A 15,382-nucleotide genomic window follows, 5' to 3' on the forward strand; every position below is an offset into this window, starting at 1 on the left:
CCTCCTCAGACGACGCGGCGTGCGGTGCGCCGCAGCTCGTGCATGAACCTACGGAACCCGCGGTGCAGCGCGCCATGCGGCGACCCGGTGATCTTGTACATGGGCGAGGTGTGGCCCTCGTGGTTGTCGCCGAACGCGGAGACGAACAGCGTCGAGTCGAGCCCGATCACCCGCCACGTCGGCAGTACGTCGTAGGTGTGCACCTCGACCTCGGCGCCCTCGGCGGCGAGGTCGCGCAGCCGCTCGATCGACAGCCGGATTCCGGCGGCGAAGCTGCCCAGCGTCTCGCCGATCTCGGTGGCCCGGCGCACGGCGGCCTCGCCGTCGGGGTCGAGCAGCAGCACCCGCACGGTCGTCGAGCGCTGCCGGATGCGGGAGCGCAGCAGCGAGTCGTTCATGCCGATGATGCCGAGACCCCGCACGGCCAGGACCTCGATCTCGGTGGCCTCGGCGGCGCGCTGCTCGATCTCCGGCCGCGCCTTGGACTGCGCGGGGAACACGGCCAGGATCTCCGCGCGGCCGGACGCGCCGAGGTGGTCGAGACCGGCCGGGTGCACGGGGGCGAGCCCGAGCAGCATCCGGGCGTCGTCGGGCATCTCCAGCCCGTCGGCGATTCGCTCGAACAGCTCCAGCGTGGTCACGGTCCGGTTGCCGCGCAGGATCTCCGACACCCGCCCCTGCAGCACCCCGACGGCGACGGCGATCCGGCTTTGACTCGCGCCGGTGTACTGCTGGGCAGCCCGCAGCAGCGCGCCGATGTCCCGTGCCTGCAGCGCGTCGCGCACCTCGGCGCGGCGCCATGCCCAGTCCGGCAGCGTGAGCGTCCCGCCGCGGGCGGTCGGTTCGACCATCTCACGATGGTACATATCACCGTGAGATACCCGTCTTGGTATGGAGGCTACCACGCTGTGTAGTCGAGGGTGAGGCCATGGCGAGCAGCGGAAGCATCAGAGGAGAGCTACCGGCCGCCGACGTAGCTGCGGAAGACTACGCCGTGCACCAGTCGGCGAAGGACAACCGGAATCACCGGTACGCGCGCAACCAGGCCGGGAACGACGTGCTGTGGCCGAAATGCACGCGCGGCATGGCGGTGCCGCAGCGGATGGTGTTCAGCTTCGAACTGTCCCCCGAACTCGGCGACGACCGCGACCACGGCGCCGACTGCCGCACCTGCTTCTCCACCGGCCCGCGCGCACCGCGGACGCCGCTGTGGTGACCAGGGCCAGCGGCGATGGGCGATTCCTGTCGGGCGACGCTGAGGTCAACCGGCAGTGGCCCCTGCAGTTCTCGTTCGATCGTCGTGGGCGTCGCCGGTACGAACCACCGGAACCGCCGCCACCCACGCCCCGCCAGTGCCCGCACTGCGGACACCGCCACTGAATCTTCCGGCCGCCGCGCCTTCCCCCTCGGCTGGTGCGGCGGCCGGGTTCCATCCGGTGTAACACCCGCGTTGATCAACGCGAATCTCCGGTGGAGTATCGGTCAAAGGGAGTCGAAATGTCGCTCGGTACCGCCACTGCACGCCGGACCCGGCGAACGTCGCCATGGATGGTCATCTGCGCCGGTGCCGCGCTCATGGCAGTCGCGGTCGTCGTTGCACTCTGGGTGTCCGGCGCGTTCTCCTCACCGACCCAGGCCGATCAGGAACGGCTGTTCGCTGGCCTCGTCAACACCGGCCCTGGACCGCACGGAGACGTCGTGCGAGCTGGGTACATCGCGTGCGGCGACAGCAAGATCTACAGCAGGGCAGAGCTGCAAGACCGGTACGAGCGCAACGGCATCGGCGGCGACCCGTGGACGGCCGATGGCATCCGGTCCCTGCTCGCGAACATCGACGTGCTCTGCTCGGCGAGCTGACCCCCAGACGCGAATCGAGGGCCCCCGCGCAAACTGCGCGGGGGCCCTCGTCGTAGGTCGTACGGGTGGTTTAACCGAGGTCGGCCTTGATTCTCACGGTCTCGTAGCTGGACGGCGGGAACGTCTGCGGTCTCGACCCGGGCCACATGGCCTCGACCTCGACCCGGACGTCCCCGGTCTCGGCTGTTTCCCCGGCCTGCCACCGGCGGGTCAGCACCGCTTTCCACGGGGTGGCCGGGTCGATCACGACGGTGTCCGGGGCGCCGTCAACGACGAGCTGCCCGTGCAACTCCCCCAGCACCCGCCACGCCACCACCTGCCGGAGATCCGCCACCCCCGCGGCGTCTGCGACGTCCATGACGAGCGCCGGTTCCAGGTCGTGTCTCTTGATCTCCATGCTCACGATGTCCCCCCGTGATTGATGGTCAGCTGGGCGCTGTTCTCGCGGATGGCGAGGGTGGCGGTGTTGGGCCGGACGGCCAGAGTCGGTTCAAGCGCCACCGGCACGCCTGTGCCGCCGCGGGCGAGCGCGCGGGCGACGCTGGTCTCCACCACTCGCGCCAGCGCCCGGGCACGCGCGAACGGCAGTGCGCTCTCGACGTCGACCACGCGGCCAAGGAGCCGCACCAGGCCGCGCGCCGGCGCACTCGCGGTGTCCTGCTCGACGACCCGCGAGAGCGTGCGGCCCCGCGCGAACGGGATCGCCGCGCTGGTGTCGACGACCCGGCCGAGCACCCGGGCACCCGCGTGCACAAGGCCCCCGGTGGTGTCCTGCTCAAGTACTCGTCCCAGGCCGCGGCCCCGCGCGAACGGGACGGCCGTGTCCGTCTCGCCGACGACCGGCAGTGTGCGGCCACGAGCCCGGACGGCCGGGCTGACCGTGTCCGTCTCGACGACCCGCGTGAGACCGCGGGCCCGCGCGAACCCGACTGTGCTGCTGGTGTCCACGACGCGGCCGAGGACGCGGCCGCGGGCCCGGCTCAATGGCGTGGTGCTGTCCGCCTCGGCGGCACGCAGCACGCTCCGCCCGCGGGCCATCTTCGCCGTGCTGTCGGTCTCGGTAGCCCGGTTCAGGGACCGGGTGTTCCCGGACGCGGTGGAGCGGATGCAGATCGCGGCCGAACACCACGGCTCAGTCTGCGTGAACGTCGCCGTCTTCGTGCCGGTCGACCCGGACGCGGTGAGGAACTGCCGGAACGACGCGATCGTGACCACGCCGCCGTTGTCCTGCTCGGCAACCTTCGTCGACCCGGCCGGCGCCGTGTAGTCCCCCGCGGCGAAGGTGCCCGAGATGATCGCGGCGAGCCACAGGTCATCCGCACCCACAGGGCTGATCGCGCCGATGGTCTGCGCGGTCGCGCCCGAGGTGCCGTTCACGCTCGACGGCGTCCCGTCCACGGCCAGCGTGACCCCGGCGCCGTTGAGCACGAACCAGTGCGCGTAGTGCGTGCTCACCGACCCGTCGCTGCGGGTCTGGTTCACCGTCACGGTCTGCACGCCATCGACCGTCACCGGCCGGGTCCACAGCTTGATGCTCGGGTTCGAGCTACCCGCATCGCCGGTGGCTTGCAGCGTCCATGTCCCCGCTGTGCCGGTCGGGGTCAACAGCTCCGACGCGGCATAGAAATCCAGCGCGTGGAACAGGACGATCAAGTCCTGGGCCTTGACCGCCGACGAGGTGGTGAAGGAGGCGGACTGCGCAGCGACCGGAGTCAGCTGTCCGAACTCGCGGATCAACGGGTTGGCCACGGCCCACCTCCTTCCCTACGACCGGGTTTGGTCAGGCAGCGCGGAGGAAACCGGGGCTCTGCGGGGTGAACGTCTCATCCACACCGCTAGTGGTGAAGCTCTGGTCGAACGCGACGAGCGGCACCAGGTCGGCGTCCGTGCCGCCGGCGGTGTCCGGGTCGTAGCAGATCACGAGTTTCCCCACGGCCTGGTTGCTGGCGCCGCCGAGCGCGGTGAAGGTGAACGCGGCCGAGGTGATGTCCACCCTGTCGTTCGTGTCGTCCACAGTGGACGACACCCCAGTGAGGGTCTTCCGCGCGTAGTTCGTCGCGGTGACCTCGTCGCTCGTGCCCGCAAGCAGCAGCGACACGTTGTCGTAGTCCTTCAGCGTGCTGTCGGCTTCGAGGTTGGTGCTCTGCAGCAGCACCGCGATCAGCGCGTCGTTCGTGGCCGGGAGCCCGGCGTAGTAGGCGATCTTGCCTTTGGCGATGTTGAACACGAAGTCGGCCATGGCCGGGACTCCTCCTTCGAGCGATGGTGATGGGGCCTCGGCTGGCCCACCGGGATGCCCGGCGAGCCAGCCGAGGAGTCAGGAAGCGAGCCGGGGTGGGTCCTCGACACCAACCCCGTCGAGTTCGAGACGGCCTTGGATGAACCGGAATTCCTGCAACTGGCGGGTGGTGTCCTCGAACGATCTGGTCAGGAACGGGATCGCGTGCGGGTGGATCTCCCACGCCGTGCCGGTGAACCAGAAGAAATGCTGGTGCGCCTTCTTCGGCACACCGGACTGGCGGAGAATCCCCGCGGTGCGCAGCATCCTGGTGAGCTGGGGCACCGACACCCGCAGGCCGTAGCGCTGCCGGATGATCGTGGTGACCTCGTCCCAGGTGTAGGTGAACGGATCGTCGATCGCGCGCTCGTAACGGCCGCCGCGGCGCAGGGCGGGCAGCACCTCGCTGTAAATCCAGTCCTGGAAGCGTTCGACCTGCTCACGGACTACGAGGTTCTTGATCCGTGCGGGCTGGCGCTGGCCGAGCACTCGGTAGAAGCCAGGTTCGGTCAGGTGCCACACCTTCTGGTTTCCGCCAGGGGTGGGAGCTGTCTCCCACCCTTTGTTGCGGTCCGGCACGGTGCGCAGCATGTCCTTGGCTGAGTGGAATCCCAGCGCGCGGGCGATGCCTGGCGCTGACACCGTGAATGAGTCGCCGTCGGGTGTGACGTGCAGTTCGAACTCGCCGTTGTTGAACAGTTGGATGGATGACATTCGGTTTCTCCAGTGGGGATGTGGGGAGATAGGTGTGCCCGGACCACGTCCCCACGGCGAGGCCCGGGCACAACAAAGCCCCGGGGTCTAGGAATCCCGGGGCTGCTTGAGGGGTGCGGCTACGCCGCGGGCGGGTCGTTCGGTTTCGCGACGGCGACAGCGCCCGTGCCGAGAACAGCGGAGCCGACCGTGATCACGACAGCTGCGGTACCCGAGTCGAGGTGCCAGCCCGCGAGCGCGGCGATACCGACGAGCGCCGGGACGGTGAGCGTGCCCCACACCGCGGCGAGCGCCTTGCGGTAGCGGCCCGGCGCGGTGCGCAGCCACGCGGCGAGCCGCTGGAACCGGGTCATCGTGGGCCGTACACGAGGTTCGAGGACGACGGCCCGGTGCAGACGTAGTCCCAGGAGATCGACTCGCAACCGTCCGGGACGGCGAACCACCGGCGCGTGTCCTTCGGCACCCGGTCGATCACGATCGGCGCCAGCGCATGGTTGAAGTACAGGTGCAGGTCGGTGATGTCCTGGTATCCGGCCGAGAGCGAGAACCATGCGTCGCCGACCACCTGCGACCTGGATCGGGTTTCGATGGTGCGGTGGTGGTACTGCCGGTCCTGGCTGGGCTGGTATTCGTGGTCGATGACGCTGGGCATGTCGTCCTCCTCGAAGTGGGGCGGGGTCGGCGGCACGGCGGTGCCGACGGTGGCGACACGGGCACGGAACCCGGTCATGTCGAAGTTCGGGTCGTTCTTGCGGCCGGGCGGCGAGCAGACCTCTTTGTGGCCGAGCACGTGCGATAGGGGGAGGCCGAACGCAACGCAGATCGCCTTGCACAGGCGGGCGTAGGCGTCCAGCTGGACCTCGGGCCACGCGTCGACCCCGGTCGCCTCGGCCTCGATCCCGACGGCGTAGTCGTTGCTCCAGGCGCTGTTCAGTACGGCACCGGCGTGCCAGCACAGCCCGGCAGCCACGACGTACACGGTCCCGTCGCGGCCGAGGACATAGTGCGCCAGCGGGCCCGCCAGGTCTGACCGTCCATTCTGGACAACGCCGAGGGATGGCGCGTTGCCGCTGGGTGCACCGGCGGTGTGGTGACAGACGATCGCGCGGACGCCGGACATCTGCCCGTGCCCGCGGCCGGTCCAGCCGGGTTGCTCGACCACGCGGAGCCCAGCAGAGCGGGCAACGTTGGCCAGCGAGGTCAGCATCATGGTTCAGCCTCCGGGGGTTATTTGAGCGCGGCGACGGTGACGGCAGCGATCGCGATGATGATGGACACCACCGCGATCCATGTGCCGATGTTCCAGCGCCGCCCCTGTACGTCGTTGTCCCGCAACGCTTTGTTTTCAGCAACGTCACGCTCGCGTTGGGCCTTGCCCTCGGCGATTTCGCGGTCGTGCTCATCGAGCCGGTGGTGGATCACCGCCATCTGCGGTGCGACAGTCGACACGTGGGCGCGCATTTCCGCCCACCCGTCAGTCATTTCCTTCCGCAGCGCACCGAGCTCGTCGTGCATGGTCCTTCGGTACGTGTCGAGCTCCTGCCGGATCAGCGCGAGCGCGGTCGAATCGTCGTGCGGCGCAGTCACGTGCCGCCCCCTTTCGTACACAGTGGACGGTCGGTCAGGTGATGTCGACGACCGTGAGGTGTCGGCCGTTGGCGTAGTGCCGGACGGTGGCGCCGCCGTTGGTGAAGTAGCCGCACCCGATGGTGAACTGTCCGGAGGAGGGGGCGGTGAACACGGTGGTGCGGGTGTCGGTGGCGTGCGCGGCGCTGGGTGGCGGGCCGACGAACTGCTGCAGCAGCGTGCCCGCGGTGGTGAGGGTGGCGCCGGAGGCGTACCGGTAGTTCCAGGTCTGCGCGGTCGGCGCGCCGGATGCGATGGCGTAGTCGTCGGTGTGGACGACCAGGTACGGCCTACCAGCGACGGCGGTGAAGGTGACCTTCTCCATCATGATGGTTTCGCCGGTGCCGATCACGTCGTCGGCGGCGGGCCGGGAGGTGCCCTTGAACCTGGTTGCGATCTGGGCGTTGAGGATCGCGTCCATCGCCGCGATTTTCGCTTCCAACGCGAGCGCAAGAGCCTGCTGCCCGGACGGCCCGTCCGGGGAATCGCTGAGTACCCAGAACGGGAATCCGTAGATCGGTGTGGTGCTGGACATGGCGGTTCCCTTTTCTCACAGCGGGATGACGGTGAGGGTCCGGTTGCCGAAGTCGGCGCCGGTTCCTGCACCGGTCACCGCGACTCGGTACATCATCGTGAACGTGTTCAGCCCTTGCCGGAGCCCGGCGCCGAAACTCATGACGTAATGGCCCGAAACGGTGGCCGACACTGTCGGGCTCGGGGTGAGAGCCCCGGATTCCTTGAGCTGGATGGACATTCCGGTGAACGCTCCGGGCAGGACGCTGGAGGCGCCGGTGATTTCCCAGCCGATTTCACCCTGCGATTGGTTCACGGCGACATCGACGCTCCACAGCACCAGGGCGGCGCAGCTCGACCCGATGTAGGTGGTGACCGAGGCCCGGTTGTCGGAGAAGTACTGCCACGCACCGCCCGTCGAGGGAAGCCCGGCGCCACCGGCGCCGAGCCGGTCGTACTGGACCGCCGATCCCGCCGCCCCGCCGGGTGCGGCGACCCTGCCGAGGATGAAGAACGTGGTCTGCTTCTTCATCACGACGACGACGTCGCCTTGGGTGTAGCGGATACCGATTCCGCCTTGCACGGCACGCAGGTTCGGGAACGCTTCGCCCTCGATCTCGACGACATTCTCGCCGGTGAGGGTGTCCCACGACAGCACGACTCCGACGCGCAACCCGATGTCGCGTTCCCCCGAGGGTTTCGGGACGAGGATGTCCTGGGCGATGTCTTCGGACCTCATCCGATTCCTCCCGTGATCTGCTTGCGGGTGGTGGCACTCATGCCTGACCCGGCGTCGAGGGGGATCGTGAGCGTGTCGATCACGTGGCTTTCCGGCGGCTTACTGTCCGAATAGGACACTCGAACCGGGTCGAGCGGTTCCAGCGCAACGTTCGGGACCGCTTGGAAGTTCACGTTGTAGGGCAAGCCGATGACCCGTTCCAGCTTCGCGCGGGCCGCGGTCGCCGCCTGGTCCGTGGTGGTGATGAACGTCGAACTGTAGAAGGTCGGGACCTTCCCGAACGGCCCGTTCCAGTACGTCGGCGAATCCGGGTTCAGGTCGTAGGCCACCGCACGCACTGGCTGGTTCTCCCCCGGCGCCTCACCGGTTGCGACCACTGCGTTGTAGATGCTCTCCCGGCTCAGCGACCGGGACAGCTTCACCAGCACCCCACCGTGGCCGTGGGTCACGTCGAACACCGGCTTGTCCGGGCTCGGCGCGGTCCGCACCTGCAGCACCCCGGCGTAGTCCCAGTACATGACCTTGCCGAACGAATCCGCGATGTCTTTCAGGAACTTGTACCGGTCGTCGTCCATGACGTGGTTGTCCGGGAACAGGGTGGCCGCCGCGTTGAAGTCGTACGCGATCACCGCGTCCGGGTAGACCTCGCCGACCAGATCATCGAACACCGACCCCACCGACGCCCCGGCCGGGAACGACCGGGGCGCGACCGGGCGCGCATCAGTGATCCCCGCCATCCGGTCTTTCCCGCTGATCCGCAGCACGCCGTCCGGGGCTTCGTCCTGATCGACGTCGTAGATCCGGAAATACCCCTGGCTGACCCATTCGATCGAGCCATCGCCGTAGGCGATGCCGCGTTCGACGAACAGTTCGTTCCCGTATGGGGTCAACAGGTCCGTGGTGCTGTCCGGCCAGTCGGCGGGGGTGGTGAGGTCGAGGGACCCGCGGACATCGGCGGTCGCGTCGAGTTTCACGTCCCCGGCGATAATGGGGACCTCGTTGACCGGGTTGCCTTTCGCGTCCAGCGGTCCGGGGTTGGTGCCGGTGAGCCCGGGGGCCACGACCCGGGCCCGCGCGGCCATGCCGTGCGAGTCCCGGACGGCGTCGAGGAACCGCGGGGTGACGGGGCGCATCCGCTACTCCGTGATGATGTTAGTCGGGTCGCCGACGGAGTCGAGGACATCGGCCCAGGTGGCTTTCGCGGCCAGCAGATCCGCCCAGGTCGCATAGGTGGCCTTGATGTCCGCCCACGTGACCGTCGCACCCACCACGCTCGCCGACGGCGCCGCAACCTGGGTCAGCGGCATCCACAGGGTTTTCGCCTCGTCGTCGTAGCTGATGTCCCCGATCACCGCATACATCGACGGCAGCCGCGTGTAGTGCGGCGGCACGTGCAACAGGATCGTGTCCCCGGCCGACAAGACCGCGTCGAGACGCAGATAGTCGGTGTCGTCGTCCAGCAGCGCGCCGAGCGTGTAGGTCTTGCCCTGCCGCTTGTCGGTGACCGCGACCGGCACATCCCGCCCGACGATCTCGAACACTCCCGCCCGGGCCTTGCGCCCGATCGTGATGTACCCGACCGGGACATCAAGAGCAGTGTTCAGGTACGACGCTCGCAGGTTCTTGATCCACACCTTGTCGACGCCGGACGCATCAGCCAGGCTCGGCGTGATCGACGCGGTCTGCTGGAACAGCCACGGCGCTTTCCGGAACGCCAGCGCCGCCGCCCGCGAGATCGCCGCCGCCCCACCGGTCACTGTGAGGGTGCCGGCGCCGATGTCAATGTCGGTCGAGCCTTGGACGGTGTACTCCCACCACATCGCGGCGTCGTCGCCCGCGGTCGAGGACCAATCACCGATCTCGGCGAACCCCCGGCCGCTGCTCGCGCCGGTCCAGTCGTCCTGCTTCCATCCCAGCCAGAGGTTCAGCATCTGCTGCTCAGGCACGGTGAGGCTCGGCAACGCCACGTTCTGCGCCGAGGCGTTCAGGACCGGGTTCGCGACGACCGGGGTCAGGTCCGCGTTGTGGAACGCGGTGACCTGCGCGCCCGTGTCCGCGTTCGCCACACCGCCGGTGAACGCCACAGTCGGCGCGGCCACGCCGGTGGTGTAGCGGCGGGTGAACAGGACTGCGTTGCCCATGTCCACCGCGGTCGTCCACCCGGCTGGTTTCACCGGCGCACCCGCACCCGAGTTGCGGATCGACGCGAACAGGAACAGCGTGTCCCCGTCCGTCAACCCGCCCGCCCCGCCCGCCGGGAGCGCGGGCGACAGGCTGGCGTTGTTCCCGGTGACCGTCGCGCCGGGCGCGGCGACCATCGAGATCGGCGCCGAGTCCACACCCGACACCCGGTAGTAGTTCACGACCCCGGGAGTGAACTCGAAGTCGTCCAGATGGCCCGCGCCCGCCACCACCGGCACAGCGCTGCCGCCGCGCACGGTCACCCACCGAGCACCGTCGAGGGAGCGTTCCACGATCGCCGAATCCACCGCCGCGGCAAACCCATCGAACGCGATCCGCACCCGGGACAGGTCCGTCATCAGGGTGGCGGTCGTCGTCATCGCGCAGCTCCCGCCCCGGTCGTCACCGACCGCCGAGTGTTCCGCTTGTCCTGCCGGATCTCACCGCGCACCAACCCCAGCAACTGCCCGCTGTCGAGGACCAACTGCCCCTCGAACACACCCGACGAACCCCCGGCCGTCGACTGCGGAACCACGATCCGCGGCGAGACCCGCTGCACCGACGCCGCACCCGACATGATCTGCCGCTGCACACCTGCGCCGAGCCACGCCCCGTCGGGCATCTGGGCGCGCCCCATCGCTGCGTTCGTGTAGTCCAAAATGGCCTGCGATCGCGCCGAATTGGGGTCGAGCGGGATGAACGACTCCCGAAATCGCTTGTTGTCCCCGATCAGCCGTTCCATGCCCGGCCGTACGACGGTCGCGATGTTCGGGATGCGGGGGATCACGCCTCCTGCAGCCATCGGCGTCACGCCCTGTGGGAAGTCAATGCCGCCCATCGCACGCGGGCCATAGGAACGGCTGGTGGACGCACCAGCGTTGTCGACGGTGTAGGTGGTGACACCGATGCGGATGACCCGGCGACTGCTGTCGGCAACGAACTCGCCGATCTGGGCGCGCGCAGCCTCAGTATGGGCGTTGACGTTGACCCAGCCCCATTGCCCGTTCGCGTATTGCACCCAGGCCTGTACAGTGCCGTCGGCGAGGGTGCGGTTGGCGTTGACGTTTGCCCAGCCCCACGTCCCATCGGTCTTGCGCTGCCACACCAGAACCTGGCCAGTCGCCTGGTCAACTTTCGCGTCCACATTGGTCATGCCCCAGGTACCGTCTGTACGTTGCGCCCAGATCGTGACCGCGCCGGTGGCATCCTTGGTGTCGGCGGCTACCCGAACAACCGGGTCGTAGTGGTTGATTTCATTTCGCAGCCTCTCCGCTGCATCGCGACCTTCCTTGGTGTTCGCGAACACCTGGAACCTGCCGTCTGGGAGCTGAACAACCTGCTTGCCCAGGTCTCGCAGAGCTTGCGCTGCAGCCTGGTCATTGGCTTCGAGCTTGATTCCCTTCTCGGCCGGTACCTTGTTCAGCTCAGCCATCAGCCCGACGAGTTTGTCCTGCATCTGCTGGTCTTTAGCGACGAACTGAACGGCGACCTCGTCAGGTATCAGCCCGAGCTTGTCGGCCAGCTGGCCGGCCTGGGTTTTCGTGAGCCCGGCGGCGGTTGCGGCGTCGATGAACTTGTCGCGGGTGCGTCCCACGACGGTCCCGACCTTGCTCAGGGCCGTCGCGAGGTCATCACCTGCAGCGCGTGACTGTGCCCACGCGGCCGCGGTTTCGATTCCCATTGACTGCTGCAGCGTGGCGAAGATCGCCTGCAGGTTCGCACCTGCGTGGGTGAGGCCGTTGATGCCGCCCTGTCCGTTCACCAGGTCGGTGAAGGTGCCTTTGAGCTTGCCGCCGGAGTCTCGGATGCTCTTGATCGCCTTGTCGACGTCCTCGAACGCTTTCGTCGATTGCGCCTGTGCCGCGGACAGCGTGTTGTTCTTCCCGGACAATTGGTCCAGGACGGTGGCGAGGGCGCTGCCTTGATCCGTAACGCTCTTCGTCGCGTCGCCGATCGTAGCGAGCGCGGCAGACATCACCGCACTGTCCGCAGCGGACAGTTTGAGGGCTGCGCCGGTGAAGCTGGTGGCCGTGCCGAGCTGCCGCATTTGTTCCTGGGCTTTGGCTGTCGCAGCCGATTGCGTCTTGATTTCGGACGCGAGATCTCGCTGCCCCTGGGTCATTCCCTGCGCCGCCTGCAACGCGCCGGCCATGGTGCCGCCCCACCCCTTGGTGGCGCCGCGAGTCTTCTGAACAGCATCATCAAGATTCGCGTACTGCCGCGTGGACTGGCCAAGGGACAGTGACACCAAATCATTGACATCGACGCCACCGCGCTGCAGAGCCTGAAACTGTTCGACGGACAGCTTACTTTCGAGGGTGCTCTTGACGTTCTGTCGCAGAGATCCATTGACCGAGTCGAGCGCGGTCTTGTTCCCGGTCATCGCGTCGGTCGTCAGCTGAACACTCAAGCCGTATTCGGAAATCAGATCAGCGCCAGTCTTCTGCGACTTGCCGAGCTGCTTCGTCTGGATGTCGTTCGCAGCTTTCGCGCGCGTGTTCTGCGTGATCGCGCCGGTCGAGGACAACGTCCCCTTGATGTCAGCCACGTTCGCCGCGAACTCGGCTGCCTTCTGTGCGGCCTCCTGCGACTTCTTCCCCCACTGGTCAAGCAGCAGTCCGCCGCCAACGAGCGCGAGCCCAAGTGGGTTGAACCCGCCGGACACGATGGATTTCAGACCGGCCTTGAACTTGCTGTTGCCGTCGGCGTCGGCTTTCTTCAGCGCCTCACGGAATGGGCTGGTTTTGTTCCCGGCCTCGTCCATCTTGGTCGAGAACGCGTTCAGCCCGAACCCGGTCTCTCCCAGGCTGGTGCCGAACAGCTTCGCGATCGAGTTCGTTGCCAGCAGCGACCCGCCCGCGGACCCGAGTGGGGCCGCCCATGTCCCGAGTGCGGACGCGAACGCGTTCACAACGTTCAGACCGCCGCCCACTGTTCCGAGAAACCCCGACGTGGTGCCGACGAGAGCGGGCATCCCGGACGAGGTCAGCGTATTCGCGACACCGAGGACCTGATGCAGCGCGCCACCGAACTGTGGAAGCGTCTGGTGCGCACCGCCCGCGAGGTTCGCGAACAGCGTCCCGGTCTGCCCGAGCAGATCCCGCGTGATGCCGCCGAGATCCCGCATCGCGAGCCCGGCGTCCTCGCTGCCTTCCGCAGCGTTGTGGAAGAAATCGCCCACGCCCTGACCGGCTTGACCAGCGAAGTCCCGGACACCGGCGATGGCGGGTTTGGCTTTGTTGATGGAGTCGACGATGCCGGGCATCGCGTTCTCCGCGAAGTCCGTTGCGGCGCCGGTGAGTTCCCGGATCTCGGGTGCGGACCCTCGGATCGCGGACTGCACCGCCGGGCGTACCGCATCCCAGGCGTGGGACATGTCCCCGATCGCGCCGGTCAGCTCACCCGCGATGGGTTTCGCCATTTCCCGCACATCGGACTGCACTCGCCGCGACAGGTCCCCGAACTGGGTCTGCACCTGCTCGTTGCTCGCCGCGGCGGAGACACCCAGCGCGAGGAACCCGCCGACCGCCAGTCCGAGCGCGGCGGTGACACCGGCCGCGCCGAGCGCTGCCGCCGCGGGCAGCCCGGCGGACAGGCCGAGGAACAGTTTCGCGTCGAACGCGGCGTTCGCGCGGGCCGCGACCCGGGAGATGGTCCGCTCGGTGCGCTTGCCAGAGTCGTCGACGTCGTCCGCGGCAGCTTTCTGCGCTTTCGCGTACCGTTCGGTCGCTTCCTTGGTGCGGATTGACGCAGCCTCGACCTTGCGCAGGTTCGAGGCGTGGTCTTCCTCCGCGGCAGCCAGCTGCGCCACCGTGGCTTTCGCGTTCTTCCGGACCTCGGCGAGCTTCGCCTCGGAAACCCGCGCGCGACCGGCGGCGTCATCCTCCTCATCGAGGGCTTTCCTGAGATCCCGGCCCGCGGCCTCAAGGTCGCGCGTCGACTTGCCCGCGGTCTGCATCTTCGCCACATAGTCGGCGATGTCCGCACGGAGCTTGACGGAGACGGTCCGCTCAGCCATTCCGCCTCCTCAACTCCGTGGGCCACAACACCAGCGCGCTCGCATGCGGCGCTTCCTCGTAGTCCTCGCGTTTCCGCGCGATCGCGGTGCACCGGTGGCACCGGTGCGGCGCCTCGGCCTCGTACCGGCCTTCGTTCTCCGCGGCCGTGGTTTCCGGGATGTACCCGCCGCACCCGGAGCAGGTGAGCAGCTCGTAGTCGAGGTACGCCAGCACCAGCGACCGGTCAGTGTCCGTCCACTCCGGACTCCGCGTCGCGACAGCCCGGATCAATCGGCCCTCGTCGTCGTACTGGTATTCGGTCAGCTCTTGCGGTTCTTGCCCCGCGAACCGGGACGGGGAGATCCCGAGCCGGACTGCCGCCGCGGTGTCTCGCCGGAGTCGGGCGTCTCCCGCGAAGCGGCCCGGTTGAAAACCGGAGAATCCTTGTCCCCGCGGCTCAACAGCCACGCCGCGTTCTGCAGCGTGGCGTACTGGTTGTCGCTGATGACGTCGATCAGCAACTCGTACTGCTCGTCGCTCAGCTCCGGCTCGACGATCGAGGCACGGACCATCGCGGGAACGAACGTCTCCAGGTTCATCCCCATCGCGAGATCACCCGGCTTGTCCTCGCGCGGAGGGTGGGCAGCGAGCAGCTTCGCCCACGGTTCGTGCGAGAGGCCACGCAACACGATCGGCAGCGTGTGCTCGGCGATCTCGGCTTCCAGCGCCGCGAGCTCGTCGGCCAGCTCACCCTCACGCAGTCCGGGTGCGAGTGTGGTGCGGTCACTGCGTTCCCGCAACAGCTCGCCGTCGAGCTTCTCGAACCGGTCCCGCAGATCCGGGCGCAGGCACAGCGCAACGGTGTCCTCGGGCAGTTTCGCGCTTGCGAGTAGGGCGTCGATGTCCACTGTGGTCTCCTCGACTCAGGGGTTTCTCGACTCGGGAAAGGGGGTCCGGGCCGCCCGGGAGTCGAGGACCGGGCGGCCCGGAGATTTCAGGCGACGACCGCGTCGAGGTTCGGCGAGGCAGTGTTGTAGCCCTGGCTCATGAACTTCTCGACCCCGTTGGCCTCCGGTTTGATCGGGCGCCGGACACCGAATTTCACCGGGTACACCTCGACCTTCTGGGTCGCGGCATAGGCGGTCGCGACGGGGATGCCGCGGCGCACCACGACGTATCCGGCGAGGCCGCGCTGCAGCAGAGTCCACGCAATGTCTTCGGCGGGGACGTCCTTACGGACACAGGTCAGCTGGATCGTGGTCTTGGACCGGCCCGGCTGCTCCGCGTCGATCGTCTCGCACAATTTCGGTGCAGCGACAACGGATTCGTCGGTGGAGATGTCCAGCCCGTCCGCGGTGATCAGGCACTCCAGCGAGGTACCGCCGGTCAGCTCGGTCGTGGTCGGTGCCGCGAGGTTCGCGATCGCCGCGACGAACGTGACTTTGTTCGCGCCGTCAGAAAGCATGTCGGCCACGG

Annotated in this window: 18 protein-coding genes; 2 read left to right on the forward strand and 16 right to left on the reverse strand. The window is 67.9% G+C overall.

The features are described from left to right. Positions 1–5: 5 nt before the first annotated feature. A complete protein-coding gene (locus OO71_RS04170) occupies positions 6–851 on the reverse strand; it encodes a helix-turn-helix domain-containing protein (RefSeq protein WP_033288379.1) in 846 nt (281 codons plus the stop codon). Positions 852–928: 77 nt separating this feature from the next. Between OO71_RS04170 and OO71_RS04175 the strand changes: the two genes are divergently transcribed. Next, on the forward strand, positions 929–1,216 hold the full coding sequence (locus OO71_RS04175; RefSeq protein WP_033288237.1) for a hypothetical protein: 288 nt from the start codon (positions 929–931) through the stop codon (positions 1,214–1,216). A gap of 281 nt (positions 1,217–1,497) precedes the next feature. Further along, positions 1,498–1,857: a hypothetical protein gene (locus OO71_RS04180; protein ID WP_033288238.1), complete on the forward strand. Its 360-nt coding sequence runs from the start codon at positions 1,498–1,500 to the stop codon at positions 1,855–1,857. A gap of 70 nt (positions 1,858–1,927) precedes the next feature. Here the strand turns inward: OO71_RS04180 and OO71_RS04185 are convergent, their stop codons facing one another. The 15 genes from OO71_RS04185 to OO71_RS04260 all read right to left on the reverse strand — a co-directional run bounded on the left by OO71_RS04185 (position 1,928) and on the right by OO71_RS04260 (position 15,371). Further along, positions 1,928–2,254: a hypothetical protein gene (locus tag OO71_RS04185; protein WP_033288239.1), complete on the reverse strand. Its 327-nt coding sequence runs from the start codon at positions 2,252–2,254 to the stop codon at positions 1,928–1,930. 2 nt (positions 2,255–2,256) lie between these two features. Next, the gene (locus tag OO71_RS04190) at positions 2,257–3,606 is read right to left on the reverse strand and encodes a hypothetical protein (RefSeq protein ID WP_033288240.1); all 1,350 of its coding nucleotides are present in this window, start codon (positions 3,604–3,606) and stop codon (positions 2,257–2,259) included. Between the two features lie 31 nt (positions 3,607–3,637). After that, positions 3,638–4,096 (reverse strand): hypothetical protein, encoded by a 459-nt coding sequence (locus OO71_RS04195; protein ID WP_033288241.1) that lies wholly within the window; start codon positions 4,094–4,096, stop codon positions 3,638–3,640. A gap of 78 nt (positions 4,097–4,174) precedes the next feature. Beyond that, positions 4,175–4,849 (reverse strand): BRO-N domain-containing protein, encoded by a 675-nt coding sequence (locus OO71_RS46990; protein ID WP_051790989.1) that lies wholly within the window; start codon positions 4,847–4,849, stop codon positions 4,175–4,177. A gap of 119 nt (positions 4,850–4,968) precedes the next feature. Further along, the gene (locus tag OO71_RS04210; protein ID WP_033288242.1) at positions 4,969–5,202 is read right to left on the reverse strand and encodes a hypothetical protein; all 234 of its coding nucleotides are present in this window, start codon (positions 5,200–5,202) and stop codon (positions 4,969–4,971) included. Next, the gene (locus tag OO71_RS46995; RefSeq protein WP_051790990.1) at positions 5,199–6,059 is read right to left on the reverse strand and encodes an N-acetylmuramoyl-L-alanine amidase; all 861 of its coding nucleotides are present in this window, start codon (positions 6,057–6,059) and stop codon (positions 5,199–5,201) included. Before OO71_RS46995 ends, OO71_RS04210 begins: the two co-directional genes overlap by 4 nt. Positions 6,060–6,076: 17 nt before the next feature. After that, on the reverse strand, positions 6,077–6,436 hold the full coding sequence (locus tag OO71_RS04220) for a hypothetical protein (RefSeq protein WP_033288243.1): 360 nt from the start codon (positions 6,434–6,436) through the stop codon (positions 6,077–6,079). Between the two features lie 34 nt (positions 6,437–6,470). After that, positions 6,471–7,010: a hypothetical protein gene (locus tag OO71_RS04225; RefSeq protein ID WP_033288244.1), complete on the reverse strand. Its 540-nt coding sequence runs from the start codon at positions 7,008–7,010 to the stop codon at positions 6,471–6,473. 15 nt (positions 7,011–7,025) lie between these two features. Then, complete coding sequence (locus OO71_RS04230) at positions 7,026–7,727, reverse strand: hypothetical protein (RefSeq protein WP_033288245.1); 702 nt, start codon at positions 7,725–7,727, stop codon at positions 7,026–7,028. Next, entirely contained in the window at positions 7,724–8,860 is a 1,137-nt protein-coding gene (locus OO71_RS04235) for a DUF5047 domain-containing protein (protein ID WP_033288246.1), read from the reverse strand. Before OO71_RS04235 ends, OO71_RS04230 begins: the two co-directional genes overlap by 4 nt. 3 nt (positions 8,861–8,863) lie before the next feature. Next, a complete protein-coding gene (locus OO71_RS47000) occupies positions 8,864–10,288 on the reverse strand; it encodes a hypothetical protein (RefSeq protein WP_051790991.1) in 1,425 nt (474 codons plus the stop codon). Continuing rightward, the gene (locus OO71_RS04245) at positions 10,285–13,866 is read right to left on the reverse strand and encodes a hypothetical protein (protein WP_156096156.1); all 3,582 of its coding nucleotides are present in this window, start codon (positions 13,864–13,866) and stop codon (positions 10,285–10,287) included. Before OO71_RS04245 ends, OO71_RS47000 begins: the two co-directional genes overlap by 4 nt. 52 nt (positions 13,867–13,918) lie before the next feature. Then, positions 13,919–14,197, reverse strand: a complete 279-nt coding sequence (locus OO71_RS04250) for a hypothetical protein (protein ID WP_033288248.1) — start codon at positions 14,195–14,197, stop codon at positions 13,919–13,921. A 29-nt stretch (positions 14,198–14,226) separates the two neighbouring features. Next, positions 14,227–14,814, reverse strand: a complete 588-nt coding sequence (locus OO71_RS04255; protein WP_033288249.1) for a hypothetical protein — start codon at positions 14,812–14,814, stop codon at positions 14,227–14,229. A gap of 86 nt (positions 14,815–14,900) precedes the next feature. Then, the gene (locus tag OO71_RS04260; protein ID WP_483756971.1) at positions 14,901–15,371 is read right to left on the reverse strand and encodes a phage tail tube protein; all 471 of its coding nucleotides are present in this window, start codon (positions 15,369–15,371) and stop codon (positions 14,901–14,903) included. Positions 15,372–15,382: the final 11 nt, after the last annotated feature.

Origin of the sequence: Amycolatopsis jejuensis (assembly GCF_000717335.1) — a bacterium.
Lineage (GTDB): Bacteria > Actinomycetota > Actinomycetes > Mycobacteriales > Pseudonocardiaceae > Amycolatopsis > Amycolatopsis jejuensis.

Excerpts from the sequence above, each read along its gene's own strand:
- OO71_RS04170 (WP_033288379.1), bottom strand. The coding sequence starts at position 851 with ATGGTCGAACCGACCGCCCGCGGCGGGACGCTCACGCTGCCGGACTGG.
- OO71_RS04175 (WP_033288237.1), top strand. The coding sequence starts at position 929 with ATGGCGAGCAGCGGAAGCATCAGAGGAGAGCTACCGGCCGCCGACGTA.
- OO71_RS04180 (WP_033288238.1), top strand. The coding sequence starts at position 1,498 with ATGTCGCTCGGTACCGCCACTGCACGCCGGACCCGGCGAACGTCGCCA.
- OO71_RS04185 (WP_033288239.1), bottom strand. The coding sequence starts at position 2,254 with ATGGAGATCAAGAGACACGACCTGGAACCGGCGCTCGTCATGGACGTC.
- OO71_RS04195 (WP_033288241.1), bottom strand. The coding sequence starts at position 4,096 with ATGGCCGACTTCGTGTTCAACATCGCCAAAGGCAAGATCGCCTACTAC.
- OO71_RS46990 (WP_051790989.1), bottom strand. The coding sequence starts at position 4,849 with ATGTCATCCATCCAACTGTTCAACAACGGCGAGTTCGAACTGCACGTC.
- OO71_RS04210 (WP_033288242.1), bottom strand. The coding sequence starts at position 5,202 with ATGACCCGGTTCCAGCGGCTCGCCGCGTGGCTGCGCACCGCGCCGGGC.
- OO71_RS46995 (WP_051790990.1), bottom strand. The coding sequence starts at position 6,059 with ATGATGCTGACCTCGCTGGCCAACGTTGCCCGCTCTGCTGGGCTCCGC.
- OO71_RS04225 (WP_033288244.1), bottom strand. The coding sequence starts at position 7,010 with ATGTCCAGCACCACACCGATCTACGGATTCCCGTTCTGGGTACTCAGC.
- OO71_RS04230 (WP_033288245.1), bottom strand. The coding sequence starts at position 7,727 with ATGAGGTCCGAAGACATCGCCCAGGACATCCTCGTCCCGAAACCCTCG.
- OO71_RS04235 (WP_033288246.1), bottom strand. The coding sequence starts at position 8,860 with ATGCGCCCCGTCACCCCGCGGTTCCTCGACGCCGTCCGGGACTCGCAC.
- OO71_RS47000 (WP_051790991.1), bottom strand. The coding sequence starts at position 10,288 with ATGACGACGACCGCCACCCTGATGACGGACCTGTCCCGGGTGCGGATC.
- OO71_RS04245 (WP_156096156.1), bottom strand. The coding sequence starts at position 13,866 with ATGCAGACCGCGGGCAAGTCGACGCGCGACCTTGAGGCCGCGGGCCGG.
- OO71_RS04260 (WP_483756971.1), bottom strand. The coding sequence starts at position 15,371 with ATGCTTTCTGACGGCGCGAACAAAGTCACGTTCGTCGCGGCGATCGCG.